This is a genomic window from Pedobacter sp. Leaf216 (assembly GCF_001421515.1).
Classification (GTDB): Bacteria; Bacteroidota; Bacteroidia; order Sphingobacteriales; family Sphingobacteriaceae; genus Pedobacter.
Genome location: NZ_LMKM01000007.1, coordinates 131,952 through 151,468, shown reverse-complemented (window position 1 = coordinate 151,468; position 19,517 = coordinate 131,952). Strand labels below are relative to the sequence as shown.

At 39.2% G+C, this 19,517-nt stretch carries 15 protein-coding genes; 13 read left to right on the top strand and 2 right to left on the bottom strand.

Annotated features, from left to right (window positions below):
• The first annotated feature begins 21 nt into the window (after positions 1-21).
• On the top strand, positions 22-1,440 hold the full coding sequence (locus ASE74_RS05780; protein ID WP_055905528.1) for a glycoside hydrolase family 28 protein: 1,419 nt from the start codon (positions 22-24) through the stop codon (positions 1,438-1,440).
• 591 nt (positions 1,441-2,031) lie between these two features.
• On the opposite strand, the gene ASE74_RS24695 is transcribed toward ASE74_RS05780, so the two are convergent.
• Together ASE74_RS24695 and ASE74_RS25070 are read right to left on the bottom strand one after the other, a co-directional pair.
• On the bottom strand, positions 2,032-2,217 hold the full coding sequence (locus ASE74_RS24695) for a hypothetical protein (RefSeq protein WP_157255355.1): 186 nt from the start codon (positions 2,215-2,217) through the stop codon (positions 2,032-2,034).
• A 109-nt stretch (positions 2,218-2,326) separates the two neighbouring features.
• On the bottom strand, positions 2,327-3,223 hold the full coding sequence (locus tag ASE74_RS25070) for a hypothetical protein (protein ID WP_235526014.1): 897 nt from the start codon (positions 3,221-3,223) through the stop codon (positions 2,327-2,329).
• A 246-nt stretch (positions 3,224-3,469) separates the two neighbouring features.
• Here ASE74_RS25070 and ASE74_RS05765 point away from each other — a divergent pair, with 246 nt between their 5' ends.
• The 12 genes from ASE74_RS05765 to ASE74_RS05715 all read left to right on the top strand — a co-directional run bounded on the left by ASE74_RS05765 (position 3,470) and on the right by ASE74_RS05715 (position 19,411).
• Positions 3,470-4,528 (top strand): LacI family DNA-binding transcriptional regulator, encoded by a 1,059-nt coding sequence (locus ASE74_RS05765; RefSeq protein ID WP_055905517.1) that lies wholly within the window; start codon positions 3,470-3,472, stop codon positions 4,526-4,528.
• A gap of 23 nt (positions 4,529-4,551) precedes the next feature.
• Positions 4,552-4,917, top strand: a complete 366-nt coding sequence (locus ASE74_RS05760) for a hypothetical protein (RefSeq protein WP_055905514.1) — start codon at positions 4,552-4,554, stop codon at positions 4,915-4,917.
• A 20-nt stretch (positions 4,918-4,937) separates the two neighbouring features.
• Positions 4,938-6,113 carry a mannonate dehydratase gene (gene uxuA, locus ASE74_RS05755; RefSeq protein ID WP_055905511.1) on the top strand — a complete coding sequence of 392 codons (1,176 nt, stop codon included), beginning with the start codon at positions 4,938-4,940 and terminating at the stop codon, positions 6,111-6,113.
• A 574-nt stretch (positions 6,114-6,687) separates the two neighbouring features.
• The gene (locus ASE74_RS05750; protein WP_055905508.1) at positions 6,688-8,097 is read left to right on the top strand and encodes a sialate O-acetylesterase; all 1,410 of its coding nucleotides are present in this window, start codon (positions 6,688-6,690) and stop codon (positions 8,095-8,097) included.
• A 157-nt stretch (positions 8,098-8,254) separates the two neighbouring features.
• Positions 8,255-8,590: a DNA-directed RNA polymerase subunit alpha C-terminal domain-containing protein gene (locus ASE74_RS05745; RefSeq protein ID WP_055905505.1), complete on the top strand. Its 336-nt coding sequence runs from the start codon at positions 8,255-8,257 to the stop codon at positions 8,588-8,590.
• A gap of 26 nt (positions 8,591-8,616) precedes the next feature.
• Positions 8,617-8,877 (top strand): SDR family oxidoreductase, encoded by a 261-nt coding sequence (locus ASE74_RS25325; protein WP_255352027.1) that lies wholly within the window; start codon positions 8,617-8,619, stop codon positions 8,875-8,877.
• A 165-nt stretch (positions 8,878-9,042) separates the two neighbouring features.
• Positions 9,043-10,488 (top strand): PAS domain-containing sensor histidine kinase, encoded by a 1,446-nt coding sequence (locus ASE74_RS05740; protein ID WP_055905502.1) that lies wholly within the window; start codon positions 9,043-9,045, stop codon positions 10,486-10,488.
• A 197-nt stretch (positions 10,489-10,685) separates the two neighbouring features.
• Entirely contained in the window at positions 10,686-12,080 is a 1,395-nt protein-coding gene (locus ASE74_RS05735) for a DHA2 family efflux MFS transporter permease subunit (RefSeq protein ID WP_055905499.1), read from the top strand.
• A gap of 379 nt (positions 12,081-12,459) precedes the next feature.
• Complete coding sequence (locus ASE74_RS05730) at positions 12,460-15,486, top strand: TonB-dependent receptor (RefSeq protein ID WP_157255354.1); 3,027 nt, start codon at positions 12,460-12,462, stop codon at positions 15,484-15,486.
• Positions 15,487-15,488: 2 nt separating this feature from the next.
• On the top strand, positions 15,489-17,252 hold the full coding sequence (locus tag ASE74_RS05725; RefSeq protein WP_055905496.1) for a RagB/SusD family nutrient uptake outer membrane protein: 1,764 nt from the start codon (positions 15,489-15,491) through the stop codon (positions 17,250-17,252).
• 367 nt (positions 17,253-17,619) lie between these two features.
• Complete coding sequence (locus ASE74_RS05720; protein ID WP_055905493.1) at positions 17,620-18,213, top strand: RNA polymerase sigma factor; 594 nt, start codon at positions 17,620-17,622, stop codon at positions 18,211-18,213.
• 70 nt (positions 18,214-18,283) lie between these two features.
• Positions 18,284-19,411 (top strand): FecR family protein, encoded by a 1,128-nt coding sequence (locus ASE74_RS05715; RefSeq protein WP_055905490.1) that lies wholly within the window; start codon positions 18,284-18,286, stop codon positions 19,409-19,411.
• The last annotated feature ends 106 nt before the right edge of the window (positions 19,412-19,517 follow it).

The following is a 19,517-nucleotide window of genomic DNA, read 5'->3' as shown; positions in this document are numbered from 1 at the left end:
CAATATCCCTAACAAACTCAGATGAAAATTAACATACTGATTTTTGCTGCTCTGCTGCTCTCTTTTACAGCAATGGCACAAAATAAAACTTACAATATAAAAAACTATGGTGCAGTTGGCGATGGCAAAACGAATGATGCTGCTGCCATTCAAAAAGCGATTGATGCCTGTACAGCAGCTGGCGGCGGACAGGTAATTGTACCTGCTGGGCATGTATTTTTAACGGGTCCTTTTAATTTAAAATCATTTATTGATTTAAGGGTTGAAGGTGGTGCTAAACTTTTGGCAAGTCCGGATGAAAAAATATATACCAAAAGTGCTTTTAAAGAAAATAAAGGTGAGGGAACGATCTGGATTGGCGGCGAAAAACTCGAACAGGTAAGCATTAGCGGCACAGGGATAATTGATGGTAACGGGATATCTTTTATGGGTGAGGAACTGAGCGATTCGTATGTGCTGAAACCCTTTAATGTTGTAGATCCCAGACCGCATTTGCTTACTTTAATTGGCTGTAATAAACTGAATATCGATGGGGTAACTTTTCAAAACTCTGCTTATTGGACGGTTCATCTGGTTGGTTGTAATGATGTATCCATCTCCAATATTACCTTATTGAATAGCATCAAAATCCGCAATAGCGACGGCATCGACCTCGATCACAGTAAAAATGTAAGGATTAACAATTGTTACATCGAATCTGGTGATGATTGTATATGCCTTAAAAACCGACGTGAATATGAAGAGTATGGTGCCTGCGAAAATATTGTGATCAGCAACTGTACCATGACCTCCAGTTCGTGTGCCATTAAAATTGGTTCGGAAAATATGGACCGCATCAGTAATGTGCTGATTAATAACTGCAACATCAAAAAAAGTAACCGGGGTATAGGCATTCAAAACCGTGATGAAGGAACGGTAAGCAATGTGGTTTTTTCTAATTTGCTTATCGAATCGAAACTTTTTTCGGATGTATGGTGGGGCAAGGCCGAACCCATTTATATAACCGCTTACCCCCGTGCCACCAGCAATAACAAAGATGCAGGCTGGCGATTACCCAAAGGACAAATCCAAGGTAAGGTAGGGGCTGTTAAAAATATTTATTTCAGTAATATTCGCTGTACCGGAGAAAGTGGGGTATATATTAGTGGAGAAAGTAAAGATAAAATTGCTGAAATTTATTTCGATCAGGTGAGTGTGCATCTCGATAAAACCACAAATGAGGCTGGTGGAATTTACGACCGCAGACCTAGTAATGTTGAGGGGTTGGTTAAGAGCGCTATTGCCGGGTTTTATTTCGAAAATACCGGATACATTAGTGTGCTGAACAGCAATGTTGCCTGGGGAACCAATAAACCGGATTATGCAGGGAAAGCTTTGGAACAGAAAAATGTAAGTAAAATTAGAATCGTAAATTTTAATGAATCGACTGTTGAGAAGTAAGTATGGTTATAACGTTTTCTCCTTCCATCATTTCCTATGCCGGAAGCAGGAAGCATATAGCGAGGTTCAAATAGCATAAGGCAAGGAATACGTTAAATTCGTCATTGCGAGGCTGGGGGAGAGCGAGCCGAAGCAATCTTTTTAGTAATGCTTCTAGACGGTCGTCATTCTCGCCCATGCGGGAATCGTAATGCGGTTGCTGTTTTTCGCTTCGCTCGGGCTTAGGCTTGGAACTGATGTCGGATAAATTCGTTAAAGCTTTTTGGTCGTCAGCACAAGTTCCGCCGAAGGGGGCGGAAAGTGTGTGCTGCCTTAATGCAATTATAAAGAAAAGGTAACGATAAAGCTTTAACGTTTTCTCCTTCCATCATTTCCTATGCCGGATAGCAGGGAGGAGATAGCATAATTCAAATAGCATGATGCAGGGAATGCGTTAAATCCGTCATTGCGAGGCAGGGAAAGAGCGAGCCGAAGCAATCTTTCTAATAAGTTTTTAACACGGTCGTCATTCCCGCGCATGCGGGAATCGTAATGTGGTTGCTATGTTTTCGCTCCGCTCATGCTTGCCTCGGTTAGCCACCGAGGAGGCTCTTACTTTTGGCTTGGCCCAAAAGTAACAAAAGTCCAAGGCTTGGAACTGATGTCGGATAAATTCGTTAAAGCTTTTTGGTCGTCAGCACAAGTTCCGCCGAAGGGGGCGGAAAGTGTGTGCTGCCTCAATGCAGTGAGGAAAGAAAAAGGTAATGATAAAGCTTTAACGTTTTCTCCTTCCATCATTTCCTATGCCGGATAGCAGGTAGGAGATAGCGAGGTTCAAATGGCGAAGCGCAGATTCAGGCATGTGTAAATTGATTATTCTAAAACTATGAGGAAACGCATAAATTCGTCATCTCGACCGTAGTGGAGAGATCTTTGGATTAGCTATCACCAAGTTTCTACAACGGTCGCAGTTGATAGTTCTGAAGTCGCAGTTGATAGTTCTGAAGTCGCAGTAGATAGTTCTGAAGTCGCAGTTAATAGTTCTATACTCGCAGTAGATAGTTCTGAAGTTGCAGTTGATAGTTCTGAAGTTGCAGTTGATAGTTCTGAAGTCGCAGTAGACAGTTCTGAAGTCGCAGTAGATAGTTCTATACTCGCAGTTGATAGTTCTGAAGTCGCAGTAGATAGTTCTGAAGTCGCAGTAGGTAGTTCTGAAGTCGCAGTAGATAGTTCTGAAGTCGCAGTAGGTAGTTCTGAAGATAGTTCTGAAGTCGCAGTTGATAGTTCTGAAGTCGCAGTAGGTAGTTCTGAAGTCGCAGTAGATAGTTCTATACTCACAGTAGATAGTTCTGAAGTCGCAGTAGGTAGTTCTGAAGTCGCAGTAGATAGTTCTATACTCGCAGTAGATAGTTCTGAAGTCGCAGTWGRTAGTTCTGAAGTCGCAGTAGATAGTTCTGAAGTCGCAGTAGGTAGTTCTGAAGTCGCAGTAGATAGTTCTATACTCGCAGTAGATAGTTCTGAAGTCGCAGTAGATAGTTCTGAAGTCGCAGTAGAYAGTTCTGAAGTCGCAGTAGATAGTTCTGAAGTCGCAGTAGATAGTTCTGAAGTCGCAGTAGGTAGTTCTGAAGTCGCAGTAGATAGTTCTGAAGTCTCTGAAGTCGCAGTAGATAGTTCTGAAGTCGCAGTTGATAGTTCTGAAGTCGCAGTAGATAGTTCTGAAGTCGCAGTAGATAGTTCTGAAGTCGCAGTAGGTAGTTCTGAAGTCGCAGTTGAGCCTTCGGGTCTGTTCAATAAACTGTGTCATTGATTAAAGCTTATCAGTCGGGCCAGCTATGTAAAAAATCACTGTTTTTACTTAAACGTTTACGCAAATAAATACCCTAAAATTAAGTTAAAGGCTTACTTTTTTTAACAACTTCGCTTTATCATTTACTGATTGATAACAGCTTATAGCTTTTGATCGGTAATGTGAACTAGCCAAATTTTGTCGTAATCTATTAGGATATGGTATTGCATCTGGCCAGAAATGTATTAACTAAAATATAGTAAAGTGAGAGAAAAAAGGTTGTCTATAACCGACATTGCCAGGCAATTGGGAACTTCGACTACAACAGTTTCATTTGTTATTAATGGTAAGGCCAGGGAAAAAAATATCAGTCAGCTACTGATTGATAGGGTTGAGCAATTGGTAACTGAGCTTAATTATCATCCTAATGCTTTGGCCAAAAGTTTCCGTACGGGTAAAACAATGACGATCGGCTTTATTGTAGACGAGATTTCTCAACCTTTTTTCTCCGGAATTGCAAAATATATCGACGAAAAAGCATCTGCATTTGGCTATAATATCCTGTTCAGCAGCACCAAAAACAGTAAAAAAAGAGGCGGAGAAGTTTTGCAGGTGTTTAATGAACGCCATGTTGATGCTTTTATCATTGCTTTACCTCACGGACTCGAAAAAGAGGTGCGTGCAGTAATTGCCAGTGATATACCGGTGATACTTTTCGATCGCTACATCCCTGGTTTTGAAAGTGATTATGTATTGATTGATAATGAAAACAGTGCAGCCAACGCAACCAGACATCTGATTGATAACGGCTTTGGTAAAATTGCTTTTGTAACGATAGAAACTGATCAGTCGCAGATGTTAGACCGTACCAAAGGTTACGAAAAAGCCATACATGAAGCTGGATTAACACCCATTATTAAAAAGATTAATTACCAGGGTAAAACAGAAAGTGTTGCCGAAATCATCGATTTTCTTAAACAACACAACGAGATAGATGCCATTGTTTTTTCATGCAATTACCTTACAATGGATGGTTTGGATGCCATAGGGCAACTTAAGCTTAAAATTGGTGAAGATATTGCCATGGTATCGTTCGATGACCTGGAATTGTTAAAATATTTTGTGCCGGCTATAACGGCAATCGCCCAGCCCCTTGAGCAAATTGCAGATAAGATTATGGAAATTTTGATGTACCGCTTAACTGATAATTTCAATAAAAATAGAATTAAGGCAGTTTTAACCACGCAGTTAGAAATACGCGATTCATCATTGCCAAAAATCGCATCAGCAGGTATTGCGCTCAAGTCTGCAACAATTCAATGATCAATTAAAATAGGATAGCGGTTATGAGAGGAGATAAACAGATGTCAGAAACGATAAATGTACTGGTACACCTGCCCGATTTTGGCATTATAGATTTACCGATAGCTTATACCTTAAATACCGATCACAAAAGGCCGGGAGTTAGTATCGCAAATTGTAAAATCTTACTGGATGATGAAAACCTTCCCGAATGGCTTTTTACAACAACCTTTAGCATTGCTTATACCTCACTGGCTGATGGTATTGCCTACATGGTATCAGTAAGTACCGATTGGCAAAGTACAAACCGATCCCATGAAACAATGCTGAGTATCGTATCTTCTTACATTAAATTAAATGAAGATAAGATGGCTTTAAATCGGCAAATGGCACATGTGGAACAGGCTTAATTTATTTTCTTAAACAACTGATGAACATACAATATAAAAACTTAGTGCAAACCTGGCGCTGGTACGGGCCAAACGATCCGGTTACCTTGCAGGATGTTAAACAGGCGGGTGCCACGGGTATTGTTACGGCATTGCACCACATTCCACATGGAGAAATTTGGCCCCTGGCGGATATTGAGGAACGGAAATCGATTATTGAAGCTTCAGGCCTAAGCTGGTCGGTAGTAGAAAGTGTACCCGTGCATGAGGCTGTTAAAACCGGGAGGGCCGATAGGGATATATTTATTGAAAACTATAAAACATCGCTTAAAAACCTTGCTGCCTGTGGTATTAAAACAGTATGTTATAATTTTATGCCCGTGTTGGATTGGACCCGCACCCAGCTTGATTTTGAAATGAAAGATGGTTCTAAGGCATTGTATTTTAATTGGATTGACCTGGCGGTTTTTGATCTCTATATCCTTAAAAGAGCAGGTGCCGATGCAGATTACCCGCGCTCAGTTTTAGCACGTGCAGAAACCAAATACGCCACCTTAAACCAACAGCAATTAACCGATTTAAGGATAAATGTGCTGATGGGGATTCCTAATGAAAAGGAAATTGAACTCGAAACGCTCCGCAACAGCATCAGCGAATATAAAGCAATCGGATTTAAAGGTTTGAGAGAAAACCTGGTTTATTTTTTATCCTCAATAGCAGAAGTATGTACCAATGAAGGTATTAAAATGACCATTCATCCTGATGATCCGCCTTACCCGATTTTAGGTTTACCAAGAATTGCCAGTACACTTGATGATTTTAATTATATCATGCAACAGGTAAATAAGCCATTTAATGGGGTGTGTTTTTGTACAGGTTCGTTAGGTGCAGGCGTGGATAATAATGCTTTGGAAATTTTTAAGGCAGTAAAGGAACGTGTTTACTTTGCGCACCTGCGTAATGTAACCAAAGATGAGGACGGCAGTTTTTATGAAGCCGATCATTTAGGTGGCGATGTGAATATGTATGCAATTATGAAAGCCCTTACTGAAGAAAATGCATTGCGTGATACCAGCATTCCTTTCAGGCCCGACCATGGGCACCAGATGTTGGATGACCTGGCCAAACAAAGTAACCCTGGCTATTCAGCCATAGGCCGATTGCGCGGTTTGGCAGAGCTGCGTGGCCTCGAACTTGGCATTACAAGAAATTATTAGCCGTAAATGTGTAATTTTTAGGGTTGGAAATCACATTCTCGATAGTTTTTACGAGTTTTATCCCGTACCGGAAGATTTTTTTAAAAAATTTAAATAGATTTTGACTTCGAATTGTGTTAAGCATAACTTTCGCAAATCTCGGTACTCATTAAAATTTGCGGTACCAATATAATTTTATACCTATGTAAATTTATGTTTATAAATACTAAACATAAATTCGCCTTCTTTTGCAATATTTTATACTTTTATAACTCATTATTTTAATCTCAAACAGGTGTAAGGGCATTTTTAACTCCTATTTTCACTGATCTTTTCCTTCTGATAAATGGTGAGAATGTTGATGCGTTTTTGGAAGTTTAGTTATGGCATCATCTTACTGTTTTGTATGTAAAACCCAGCATAATTGAACATTATATTGCAAAGGCATTAACCATTCTCCATTATAAAAAAGTTTTTTAAGCATTAATTTCTAAGGTAAGTACTTGCAATATTTATAAACTTTGTTTAGTTTAGCTAAACAAATTCCGTTTTTGAAATAAATAACCTAACCAAACAACACACAAAGCATTCGTAAATGAAAAAGCAAACGTTATTTTTTATTCTATTTTTAGTCAGTTTCTCTCTGTTTGCAGATGTTCGCCTGCCAAACATTTTGAGCAGTAATATGGTATTGCAACAAAAAACTACCACCAAATTGTGGGGTTGGGCTTCGCCAAATGAAAAAGTTAAAATTACCACTTCGTGGAACAGTGCCACGGTAGAAGTTATGGCCGGTGGTAATGCAAACTGGCAAACAGAACTGCAAACGCCACAGGCGGGCGGCCCGTATAGCATCACTTTCCAGGGGCAGAACAAAATAACACTCGAAAATATTTTTATTGGCGAAGTATGGGTTTGCAGCGGACAATCCAACATGGAGTGGAACTACAACTCAGGTATTAAGAGTATTAAAGACGAGTTTGATCAACTTGCTAAATTAAATATCAAGTTATTTAATATTCCTAAAACCACTTCCAATACTATGCAGGATAATTGTGAGGGTACCTGGACGGTTTGCGACAGCAACACCATTAAGAAATTTAGTGCAGTAGGTTTTTATTTTGGCAAGCAGCTTAATCAGGATTTCAATGTACCCATTGGTTTAATCAGCAGCAATTGGGGTGGTACACCTGCTGAAGTTTGGACACCGGATACCCTTGTAGAAAATAACACTGCGTTAAAGGAGGCAGCCGCAAAAAATGTACAATCGCAATGGTGGCCCGTAAACCCGGGTTTTACTTATAATGCAATGATTGCGCCAATTGTAAATTTCAATATCGCAGGCACTATATGGTACCAGGGAGAAAGTAACCGGGAAACATCAGGCACGTACAGCGAGCTTATCAATACAATGGTAGGGGCGTGGCGCAAAGCGTGGAAAAATGATTTCCCTTTTTATTATGTTCAAATAGCACCTTTTAAATACGATAAATATAATGTTGGTGCACTGGTAAGAGAAGCTCAGACTAAAAACCTGGCTTTACCAAAAACCGGAATGGTTGTAATTTCCGATCTTGTTAGCGATACGCTAAGCATTCACCCTACAAATAAAAAAGATGTTGGTGCCCGCCTTGCCAATCTTGCCTTGGCAGAAACCTATCAATTAAATAAGCCTGGCACTAAAAGCCCACTTTTTAAATCTTTTGGTGTGAATAAAAGTAACGTATTAATCGATTTTAATTATGCCGAAAGTGGCTTGGTGTTAAAAGGAGAAACGCCAAAAGAGCTTTTTATAGCTGGTATCGATCAAAAATTTTATCCTGCGAAAATTAAGATTAAAGGCAATACCATTCAGGTATACAGCGACTTTGTTAAAAAGCATGTTGCGGTGCGTTATCAATTTAGCAATGCAGGGATAGGGAATTTGTTTGCTAAATCGGGCTTACCTGTTGCTCCGTTCCGTACAGATAACTGGGAAATTGATACCTCGAAAATTAAGAAATAGCAACTTCATGTTAATGCGCAGCATATTCCCTGTAAGCTGCAAATAACGAATTAAAGCAACCATTTAATAAACCAAAATACCTTACCTAAAATCCCTTAATGGAAACGTAGACAAAATAAATAGAAGTAGATAGCTACTTTAAATACACTTTAATCGTATGAGTAAATTAGATGATATTGGCAACGTTGGCGAAGAAATTACTTATGAGGAATATATTTCTGCCCTGCAAACTGTTAAAAAATTCCATTACCAGGTGGAAACACAAGCAGAAAAAATTGCTAACGAAAAATTATCAATTCAAGTGCTCGAAACACCTGTTGATAATCTATATTTCTCTTCAAGGGTAAAAAAAGTTTTCTCGAAATTAGACATTAAACTGGTTAAAGATATTATGAATTACGGGCTTCCTAAACTTAAAATCAACCGTAATTTAGGAACAAAATCAATAAAAGAAATTAAAGAAGTATTGCTTCACCACAATCTTAAATTATAATCAGTAGCTCATGCACAGGCCCGTTGGTGATATTGTGCAGTGAGAAATGCCAAAAAATAGTCCCTGGTTTCAGGCGGTATCGGTTAGTATTTGCTTCTACTTTCCGGTACCAAATAAACCAACAGGTAAAACAAATGTGGATCTACATCACACCTGTTGGTAAACAGGGCTTGCCTGCAGATATCGGCAATGCTGCTGTATTTTTAGCTTCCTATGATTCATCTTTTATAGTTGGCACCGAAATTCTTTCAGATGGGGGGCTTACCAATATCAGTTTGATGAAATAGATTTTCAATAAGAAATCAATAGCAGAATTTCGAAAGTAAACCTTCATGCGGATAGTTTGAAGGTTTATTTTTTTTATTGTAATTATCTTATTCGTAGCTTCTTGTACCTGTGTGCTAAACATAATTGGTAATAAATTGTTATCAGATTATTAGCTGAAAGTTGTTATGCAGGAAAAAAAAGAGCAAAATAATTTTGAGAAAAGGTTCAAAGAATGTGATGATAAATTCAACACGATATTTAAGCTTACCAGTGTTGCTTCAAAAATCATCAGGTCTGATCTTACCATTTTAAAGGTAAATAAAGCCCTTTGCGAACTTTTAGATTATCCACCAGAAGAAATCGAAGGAACAAAAATTCTTGATCACGCTTGTGAAGAATATATCCCTCACTGGCATCGCCTCCAGGAAGAAATCTGGTCTAACCAGGTGCCGTTTTTTAAACTCCAGGCCTGCCTTTACCGAAAAGACAGGAGCCGTGTTTGGGTTGATGTAACCACTATACTTTATACTGATCAGGGAGAAACTTTTGGTTTTACTGTACTTGATGATATTTCGGGGTTAAAGCACCTGGAAGAGAGTCAAAAACGCCTAAATGTTGCACTTAAATATACTGATACCGCCATTTGGGAACTGAATGTGGATACAAAAGAGGTTTTCCGTTCTCCTGACCATGATAAAATTTTCGGTTACCAAAACAGGAAGCCGAAATGGAAGCTTGAAAACTATTACCCGCACATTATGCCCGAAGATTTACCTGTATTTGAAGAAGCCCTGGCGAATATTCAGGTTAATGGCGGTATAGATGTGCAACTCAGGGTAAAAAGGGTTGATGGCGTGCTCCAATGGTTAAATATTAAGGGTAAAACCGAAAATGATGAGCAAGGTAGGGCTGTGAAGGTGATCGGAGTTATTAATGACATTACGAAAGACAAAATTGCGGAACGGCATAAGGATGACTTTATTAGTATTGCCAGCCATGAGCTTAAAACCCCTGTTACCAGTTTAAAGGGTTCATTGCAAATGTTGCAGCGTGATACCGATCATCAATCGAGCCGTACCAAGCAATTGGTTGCTCAGGCCAGTAGAGGTATAAACCGGATATCGTTGATTATTGACGACTTGCTTAATGCAGGTAAAAACTACAGAGACCAGGTAAAACTCCGTAAAACGAGCTTTAACCTGTTTGAGCTGGCCAGAGAAATAGCTGAACTTTTTACCTTAGAGGATTTCCCTGCGGTAAGTGTTATAGGCAAAGAAAATATTAAAATTCATGCAGATTCAGAACGGATTGGCCGCGTAATTACCAATTTAATCAGTAATGCAATTAAATATGCTCCTGCAACTACAGAGATTAGAGTTGAGCTTATTGACACGGATACTGCAGTGGAAGTTTCGGTTGTAGACCAGGGACCGGGAATTGTTGCTGAGAAAATTCCTTTGTTGTTCGATCGTTATTATCAGGCAGATGAGCAGCAAAATCAATATTCGGGTTTAGGGCTGGGTTTGTTTATTTCAGCCAATATTATCCGTAAACATGGGGGAGAAATTGGTGTTGATAGTGTACCTGAGGAGTATACACGGTTTTGGTTTAGCCTGCCGAAGATGATCTAAATTTGTTGCAAGGCAATTAAGCATAATAAGAGCAGATTATCCAATGCGCAGCAATAAAATGATCGGGATGATTATCTTTAAATGGCAGATTATTTAAAACGAATTGATGAATTGGGAATGATTTAATGTAGAAACAGCGAAACAATTGGTTAGCATTTTTTTGCAAACTACAGGTGGCCGCTTTATGTTAACACAATATGGAACAAACGTCGATACAGAAGAAACTCCCATGGATAGCCGCTTTGGCAATGTTTATGCAATCTCTTGATGGTACCATTCTTAACACCGCACTGCCTTCTATCGCGGCCGATTTACATAAACCACCACTCACTCTTCAAAGTATCATTATTAGTTATGTGCTGGTGTTGGCCTTGCTTATTCCGCTTAGCGGCTGGTTATCAGATCGTTTTGGGTCGAAAAATGTATTTGTAATCGCGATTGCAATTTTTACGGTGGGTTCGTTGTGCTGTGCCCTGTCGCAATCATTAACAGCTTTAATCGTATCCAGGGTAATCCAGGCAATTGGCGGCTCCATGATGGTTCCTGTTTCGCGACTGGCTATTTTGTATACTTATGAAAAAGAGAAACTGCTTGGGGTAATTAATTTTATTACAATACCTGGCTTGGTTGGGCCAATTATTGGTCCTACGCTCGGCGGGTGGCTGGTAGAAATTGCTTCCTGGCATTGGATCTTTATTATTAACATCCCGATAGGCATATTCGGAATTTACTATGCTGCCAAAAATATGCCGCAATATAAACGCCCTGAAGATGGATTTGACTTTTTGGGCATGCTGTTATTTGGCGGTTCGTTGCTGCTGCTTACGCTGGGTATAGAATTAGGTACACACGATATTATTCATGAATCGATCTTATTATCGGTTTTTGCAACAAGCTTTGTGCTTATGAACCTGTATTATTTTCATTTTAGGCGGCTTAAAGAAAGGGCATTGATTAACCTGAGTCTTATCCGGATAAAAACGCTAAGAATTGGTGTATTCGGCAATCTTTTAACACGTTTAGGAATCGGTGGTATGCCGCTGCTGCTGCCACTTTTGTTTCAGCTTGGCTTAAAGCAATCTGCAATGACCTCGGGCATTATGTTAATTCCGGTGGCATTAACATCGGTAATTATAAAATCGTGGGTTGTGCCTATTGTTAAAAAACTGGGTTATAAAAACACGCTGATCATCAATACCATGATAATAGCTATCGTAATTGGCTTGTTTTCATTGGTTGATGCACATACAAAACTTGCAAACCTAATCCCCCTTTTGGTAATTTATGGCGCGGTAAACAGCATCCAGCTTACCAGTATGAATACAATATCTTTATCGGCACTTGATAATGAAACTGCTAGCAGCGGCAACAGTTTATTGCTTGTAATGCAACAATTATCAATGAGTTTGGGTATTTCGGTAGGTGCTTTTTTACTGGCAAAATACAGCGATAAATCATGGTTGCAAACCGAAAATGTTTTTATCGCTTTTAAATATACATTTTTAACATTGGCCTCTATCACCGCAGTTACGAGCTTAATTTTTTTAAGGTTAGATAAAACTGCCGGCGAAAACCTTTCTGGCCATCACTAAATATTTAAGTTAATCTTTATTGATTTAAGCGTCGATGGAATTCTGTAATCTTCTACGGAATATATATATATGACGTTTAATCGCTTATCATTTTATTCCAATTTAATCCTAAAGCTATTTAAGCTCGTTTGAAACGAGCGCAAGCATCTACAGCGATCAAAACTATAATACAATTCACAAATCTCTCCATTACTTATTCGCGTTGGTTCGGCGCATCCTTCCAAATTGCCACTTATTGCACGCTTTGAAGTCGGTATAATTTAACAATTTAATAATCTTACTGGATAATACTGCTTACATCAAAAAGACATCTTTGTGCGATTTCGTTAGTTCACAAATATCCCAAAAACCAAACACTTACTATTTATTAATTATGCTCATGACAGGAATTTATACGCTTAATTTTCGCTTGTCGCCACCTTTATTTCTGAAAGTTATGTTTTCAGTTGTACTCTTGATGGTGTCGATAGCTGTATTCGCACAACAACCGGGGAGATCAATCTCTGGCCGGATTACCGATGAAACCGATCAGCCATTAATTGGTGCTACGGTAAAAGAACAGGGCACTTCCAATGCTGTTTCAACCGGTACCAAAGGTGAATTTAAAATCAATGCCGTAAAAGGCAAAACATTGGAGGTTTCGTTTATCGGTTACAAAACAAAACTGATAGCAGCAAATGCCGATGTACTGAATATTAAACTAGAACCCGATGCATCTACCATGGATGAGGTTTTGGTTGTTGGTTATGGTAAACAGACCAAAAAAGACGTTACAGGTGCGGTTACACAGCTTGATGAAAAAAACTTCAGACAGGGTGTTGTTACTTCTGCAGATAATTTATTGCAGGGTAAAATTGCCGGTGTAAGGGTGGTTGCAGGCAGTGGCGAACCTGGCGGAGGTGTTGATGTAACCATCCGCGGGGTAGGTTCTATCCGTAGCGGTAGTACGCCACTTTTTGTAGTAGATGGAGTTCCTTTAACCAATGATGATGTAAGCCCTGGTGGCTCGAACGTTGGTTTCGGTTCTTCTAAAGCAAAAAACCCGTTAAACTTTTTAAATACCAGTGATATCGAATCCATTTCTGTATTAAAAGATGCTTCTGCAGCAGCCATTTACGGTGCACGTGGATCAAACGGTGTGGTAATTGTAACCACTAAAAAGGGAATAAAAGGCGAGGGAACTTTTACCTACGATTCTTACCTTGGTCTTTCTACGGTTGCCCATAAACTCGACATTTTGAGTGCAGACGAATACCGCAATGCGGTTAAAGACAAAGCTTTTGATCATGGCGGCAATACCGACTGGCAGGATGTAATTTACCGTCAGGCTAAAACGCTAAACAATGCAGTATCATTTTCAAAAGCCACAGCAACTGGTAACTATTATGTTTCTGCTGCACAAATGGACCAGGAAGGTATTGTAAAGAATAGCGAATTCAGACGTACTTCGGCAAGGATTAATGCTTCTGAGTCGTTTTTAGATGATAAACGCCTTAAAATTGGCATCAACTTAACCGGAAGCGAAACCCGCGACGATGGCGTACCAACCAGTGATGATGGTGGTTCTAATGGTCAGTTGATTATCCAGGCATTAATGTCTAACCCAACCCGTTCGGTGTTCGATGAAAATGGAAATTTTACCAACTTTAAAGCAAACGCAAACTACAATCCGGCTTATCTTTTGGATATTTACCGCGACCGTACCCGCACATTGAGGGTATTGGGTAACCTGGATTTATCGTTCAGAATTTTAAAAGGACTTGAGTATAAGTTTAACTTAGGGCTTGATCGTTCTGTGGGCGAAAGAAATACCACTATTTTTCCTAATACAACTGATTTAAACCCTATAGGTAAGTACATCCAGGCCAACTTAGATTCGAAAAGTACGTTGATGGAGCATTACCTGAATTACAGTTTGCTAACAGGAAAGCACAAACTTGAAGCTATCGGCGGTTTCTCTTATCAGAAATTCGAAAGGGGAGGAAGTAGCTTTAACCTTGATGGAATAGCAGCAAAGGGCAATGGTATTTTACCTGAAAATAACCCTGGCTACGCCGGAAAGCAGACTGGTGTTTTCGGTTTTGCGCAGATTAATGAGCTTCAATCGTTTTTTTCGAGGGTAAATTATGCTTACGACAATAAATACCTGGTAACAGCATCTGTGCGTGCAGATGGTTCTACGCGTTTCGGTGCAAATAATAAATACGGTTATTTCCCATCGTTTGCCTTGGGTTGGAACATGGCACAGGAAGATTTCTTTAAAAAGATTCCTTTTCTTAACGAGCTTAAGTTAAGGGCAAGCTGGGGCCAAACGGGTAATCAGGAAGTACAGAATAAGCTTACCCAGGCCAGTTACGCACTATCTGCAGGCGATGGATATTATTTATATAACGACCTGGCATTGGTTAACGGCATTTCTGTAACCAGAACACCTAATCCCGATTTGAAATGGGAGGTGGTTACCCAATACAACGTGGGGCTTGATTTTGAACTTTTTAAAGGTAAATTTTACGGTACGTTAGATTATTTTAACAAAACCACAACCGATGCAATTCTAAATATTCCTTCACAGGTATTAAGCCCAACATCAACTGTTTGGGTAAATATTGATGGAAAGATTATTAATAAAGGATTTGAATTTATGTTGGGTTCAAAAGTAATCAATACAGGAAAATTTAACTGGAACGTAGATGTTAACGGCGCAACCTTAAACAATAAAATAAAAGATCTTCCGGTTTCAGAAATTCTTTCAGGTACCATTTCTGGTCCGGGTCTTTCTGGAGTAACTGCAAATATTTACAGAAGTGGTTACGCAGCGGGTTCGTTTTACCTGTTGGAACATATGGGCTTTGACAGTAAAGGGGCAAATATTTTTAAGGATGTAAACAGCGATGGTATAATTGATAACAAAGACCGTGTAATTTTTCAGGGCGCGATTCCAACGTTTACTTATGGCTTAAATAGCCAGATGACTTACCAGAACTTCGATTTCTCGTTCTCATTCATCGGGCAAACAGGAGGTTACCTGGTTAACAATACTGGTTTAAATGCGTTAAATATCAATAACCTTGCTTCAGATCGGAATGTGGCCAAACAATACTTCGAATCAGGTGCCAATCCTGCTAATCCTCCTCAGTTATCTTCTTTGTACCTGGAGAAATCTGATTTTATCAGGCTTAATTCTGTGCGTTTGGGTTATAACATTAAGCTTAAAAAACTGAGCTGGTTACAAGGACTTGGCGTGTATGTTACCGGCCAAAATTTATTTACCATCACCAACTATAGTGGTTACGATCCTTTAATCAACAGCCCGAAAGCAACCGGCGGTAACCAATCGCTGGGTATTGATTATACCAGTTACCCAACTGCAAGAACATTTATTTTTGGTGCTACCCTAAAATTATAACAATGAAAACATATCAATTATTAAAAACAAAAAATATCATATTCCTGGTTACAGCGCTCATTTTTACCAGCTGTACCAAATTGGATGAAAAGGTACTCGATGAAGTTTTAGGCAACAATGCGCAAAGCCCTGCGGGAGCTTTAGCGGCTGCTTACGACCGTTTAGGCGATGGTACTTTTGTAGATCATGGCGCTGTATTTTCATTACAGGAATATACCACTGATGAAGCCATATTGGCTACACGTGGAAGTGATTGGGGCGATGGTGGTAAATGGCGTTCAATGCACGAGTTTACATGGGCATCAGACAATCCTATTGTAACTGATAACTGGAACATGCTTACCAACGGGATTACCAGATCGTTAACAGCAATTAAACAGGTTACCGAAAGCAGCATACCGCAAAGAACACTGTTTTTAGCAGAAGCCAAAGGTTTGCTAGCCTTTTATACTTATACCACGCTTGATCTTTTCGGGCAGGCACCTTACCGTGATCCGATGGATGAAAAAGCTCCGCTTGAGATGAAACAGGCAGCAACCGAGATTGATAATTTGATTTTACAGGTTGAGGCACTGATTCCTGATCTGGCCACTTTGGGGCAGCAATCTACACATAACGGAAGGTTTACAAAAGAAGCTGCTTATGGGTTGCTTGCCAATATGTACCTTAACCGGGCAGTGTTTAAAGATCGTTATGCGGCCTCATTTAACTTTAATGAAAAATCGGTAAACACAAGCGAAACCGATATGGATAAGGTAATCAGTTATACTTCGTTGTTGATCAATTCGAGCAAGTTTAGTTTGTTGAGCAACTATTTCGACAATTTTGCTATTAAAAACTCCGGTGGTTCGGAACTGATTTTTGTAGTAACGCAGAAAATCGATTACATCCATAATGGCTCCAATTCTTTTGCCTATGTATGTGTAGAGCGTAACCAGAAACCATCACCGTTAAACCGGGGAACCAATGCAGCCTGTATCAGTCCTGAATTTTATGCCAGCTGGGATGGTAACCATGAAGACCCAAGGTTTGAAAGAAAATACCAATATGCAGATGGTACCTGGTTTATGAACAACGGACCGGGTAGTGTGCCCGCAACGGATCTTGTTCCCAACAGCAGCCCGGGTGTGCCCTGGTTCCACTTTAACAGGGGGATTATGGTTGGCCAGCAATACGGACCAAAACTTACCTCTACAAATACATTTGAAATGACTTCGGATGGAAGGATCAAAGTATCTGAGCTGGTAATGGAGAAAAGTACCTCAACAAAGATGGATTTTACTCCTGCACTTAACTTTTCGAAACCAACGCAGGCTGTTTTTGCACAGAACGAGATCAATAGGGGGGCACGCTGTTTTAAATACGAATTCGATCCTGAAGAAGGTAACGGAAGTAGCAATGTAGATATTCCATTAATCCGTTTGGGTGCAATTTATACAATGCGTGCTGAAGCTTATTTCCGCAAAGGACTAACTACCGAAGCATTGGCTGATATCAACAGGTTGCGTACTTCCAGAACAAGGGAAGCACTTTATGGTAATGCACCTGGTGTTGCCATACCATCGCTTAATGAGGCTATACTTTATAAGGAAATTGCTTTCGAAACCTACTGGGAATTATTAAGGCGGCCACAAATGATCCGCTTTGGTAAGTTTGAGCAACCATTTAGCGCAAAACCTACCACACAGCCATTCAGAAGAATTTTTCCGATTCCGCAGGCTACGCTTGATGTAACGAAATCAATTAAGCAAAACCAAGGTTATTAACCGATACATATTACATTTTCGATATTGTTATTGAATAAAAAAGAAAATTTATCATTTAAAACTCAGTATCCTTAACATAATGAGCCTGCAAATCATCGATTTGCAGGCTTTTTTAGTTTTAATGATTTAAAAATTCATGGCTAACCCTCTTCTGATATAATAGATAAGGAATTACTTGCATTTAATCTTCAATAAATGCACATCAAAGTAATTTTAGGAATAATTAATTTGTTTAATGAATGTAAAGATGCATGAAAATAATGGTATGTGTTTTTTTTGTTACAAAACGTAGAGTAATTGTATGAATAAATACTATTTTTGATTGCTCTTCTACCTATTCCTGATCAATAAATATTTTATCTTATAAATGAAGGTTGCGGGCATTCCATATGCAAGTTTAACGGATGATGATCTGATATATCACCTTAAAAAGGATGATCATTCTGCTTTTACGGAAATTTTTAACCGTTACAGCAATCTTCTGTATGCACATGCTTTTAATAAACTCCGTGATGAGGGCGATGCGAGAGATGTTGTACAGGAAATGTTTATGAAAATCTGGCATAAACGTGATTCTATAGAACAGGGGAACAATTTATCGGGCTATTTATTTATTGCTTTAAGAAACGGAATTTTTAATCTGATTAAACATAAAAACCTGGTAAATACTTATGCCGCACAGTTTTCTAAAGCCAATGATGATAGTGGTATTTATACGGATACCCTGGTTAGAGAAAAGCAGTTTGCAGCAATGATCGCGGCAGAAATTGCCAATTTACCGCCCCGTATGCGGACCGTTTTTGAATTGCGCAGAAATGAAAATCTTTCTAATAAAGAGGTTGCAGCCAGGTTGGGTATAACCGAATCAACCGTGGCTGATCAAATGAAAAAGGCGCTCCGCATCTTAAAAAACAAAATCGGACCAGCAATAATCGTCCTTTATTACCTTAATGTTAAATAAATTTTAATTTCATATCCCCAATCCATTGGCTACGGTTGTATTACTTATAATCAACACGTAATAAGCTGAAATGGAAGCGCAAAAATTCAATGAGGTTTTAGATCGATATATTGCCGGAAATGCCACACCTGAAGAGGAAGCCTGGTTAGAGTCTGCCTATATCAATTTAAACAATAAGCATCTTCCTGAATATACTGAGCCTTTTCTCGAAAGCGGTTCGCAACAGATTTGGCAGGGTGTGTATGCGGCTACCAAACCCGCAAAAAAGCTAAAACTGCATATTTTAATATATGTTGCAGCAGCTTTGGCGGTTATTTCTCTGATAAGTATTGTGGTTTATAAGCAAAATGCTTCCACTTCTAATTTAGCCAGTATTTCTCCTGAAAAGGATATTAAAGCGGGCAAAAATAAAGCTGTTTTAACGTTGGCTAATGGTACGCGCATCAATCTTGAGCAGATCCGCGAAGGTCATCTTGCCAGTCAGAATGGTATAGAAATTTCTAAAACAGCAGATGGTCAAATTATTTATCAGATACCTGAAAACAAAGTCGAAACTGACGAAACAGCCTACAATACGATTGAAACCCCTGCCGGAGGGCAATACCAGCTCTACCTACCTGATGGAACAAAAGTGTGGCTAAATGCTTCATCATCATTAACTTATTCTACTTCTCCTGATGCGCTAAGAAATGTTAAACTCAATGGAGAGGCATATTTTGAGGTGAGTAAAATACTTGAAAAGGGAAAAAGGATTCCTTTTGTGGTGGAAAGTAAAAATCAAAAAATTGAAGTGCTGGGTACACATTTTAATGTGAATGCCTATGCAGATGAAGCTGTTACCAAAACAACCCTGCTTGAAGGCAGTGTAAAAGTTAACAATGGTTTTATGTTAAAACCCGGTGAGCAGGCAATTGGTAACCATGAAAACATTAAAGTGCTAAACGTAAATGCCGAAGACTTTATAGATTGGAAAAACGGTGATTTTATTCTTGAACACAACGATTTTAGGTCGGTTATGCGCAAAATTGCCCGCTGGTATGATGTGGAAATCATTTATAGTGAGGATGCACCAAGAAAATTAAACCTAGGGGGCTGGATATCCAGGTCGAAAAATATATCTTCTATTCTCAGTGTGATGGAAGAAACAGGTAAAGTTCACTTTAAAATTGAAGGAAGGAGGATCACGGTAACCAAATAAAAAAGCGTGGTTCTAAAAAATGAAAAAACCAGAAGTGGTGGAACACCTCTGGTCAAAGATTTTTAGCGCCCTATATCAATCGACTGACTATACAACTTAAAAACCA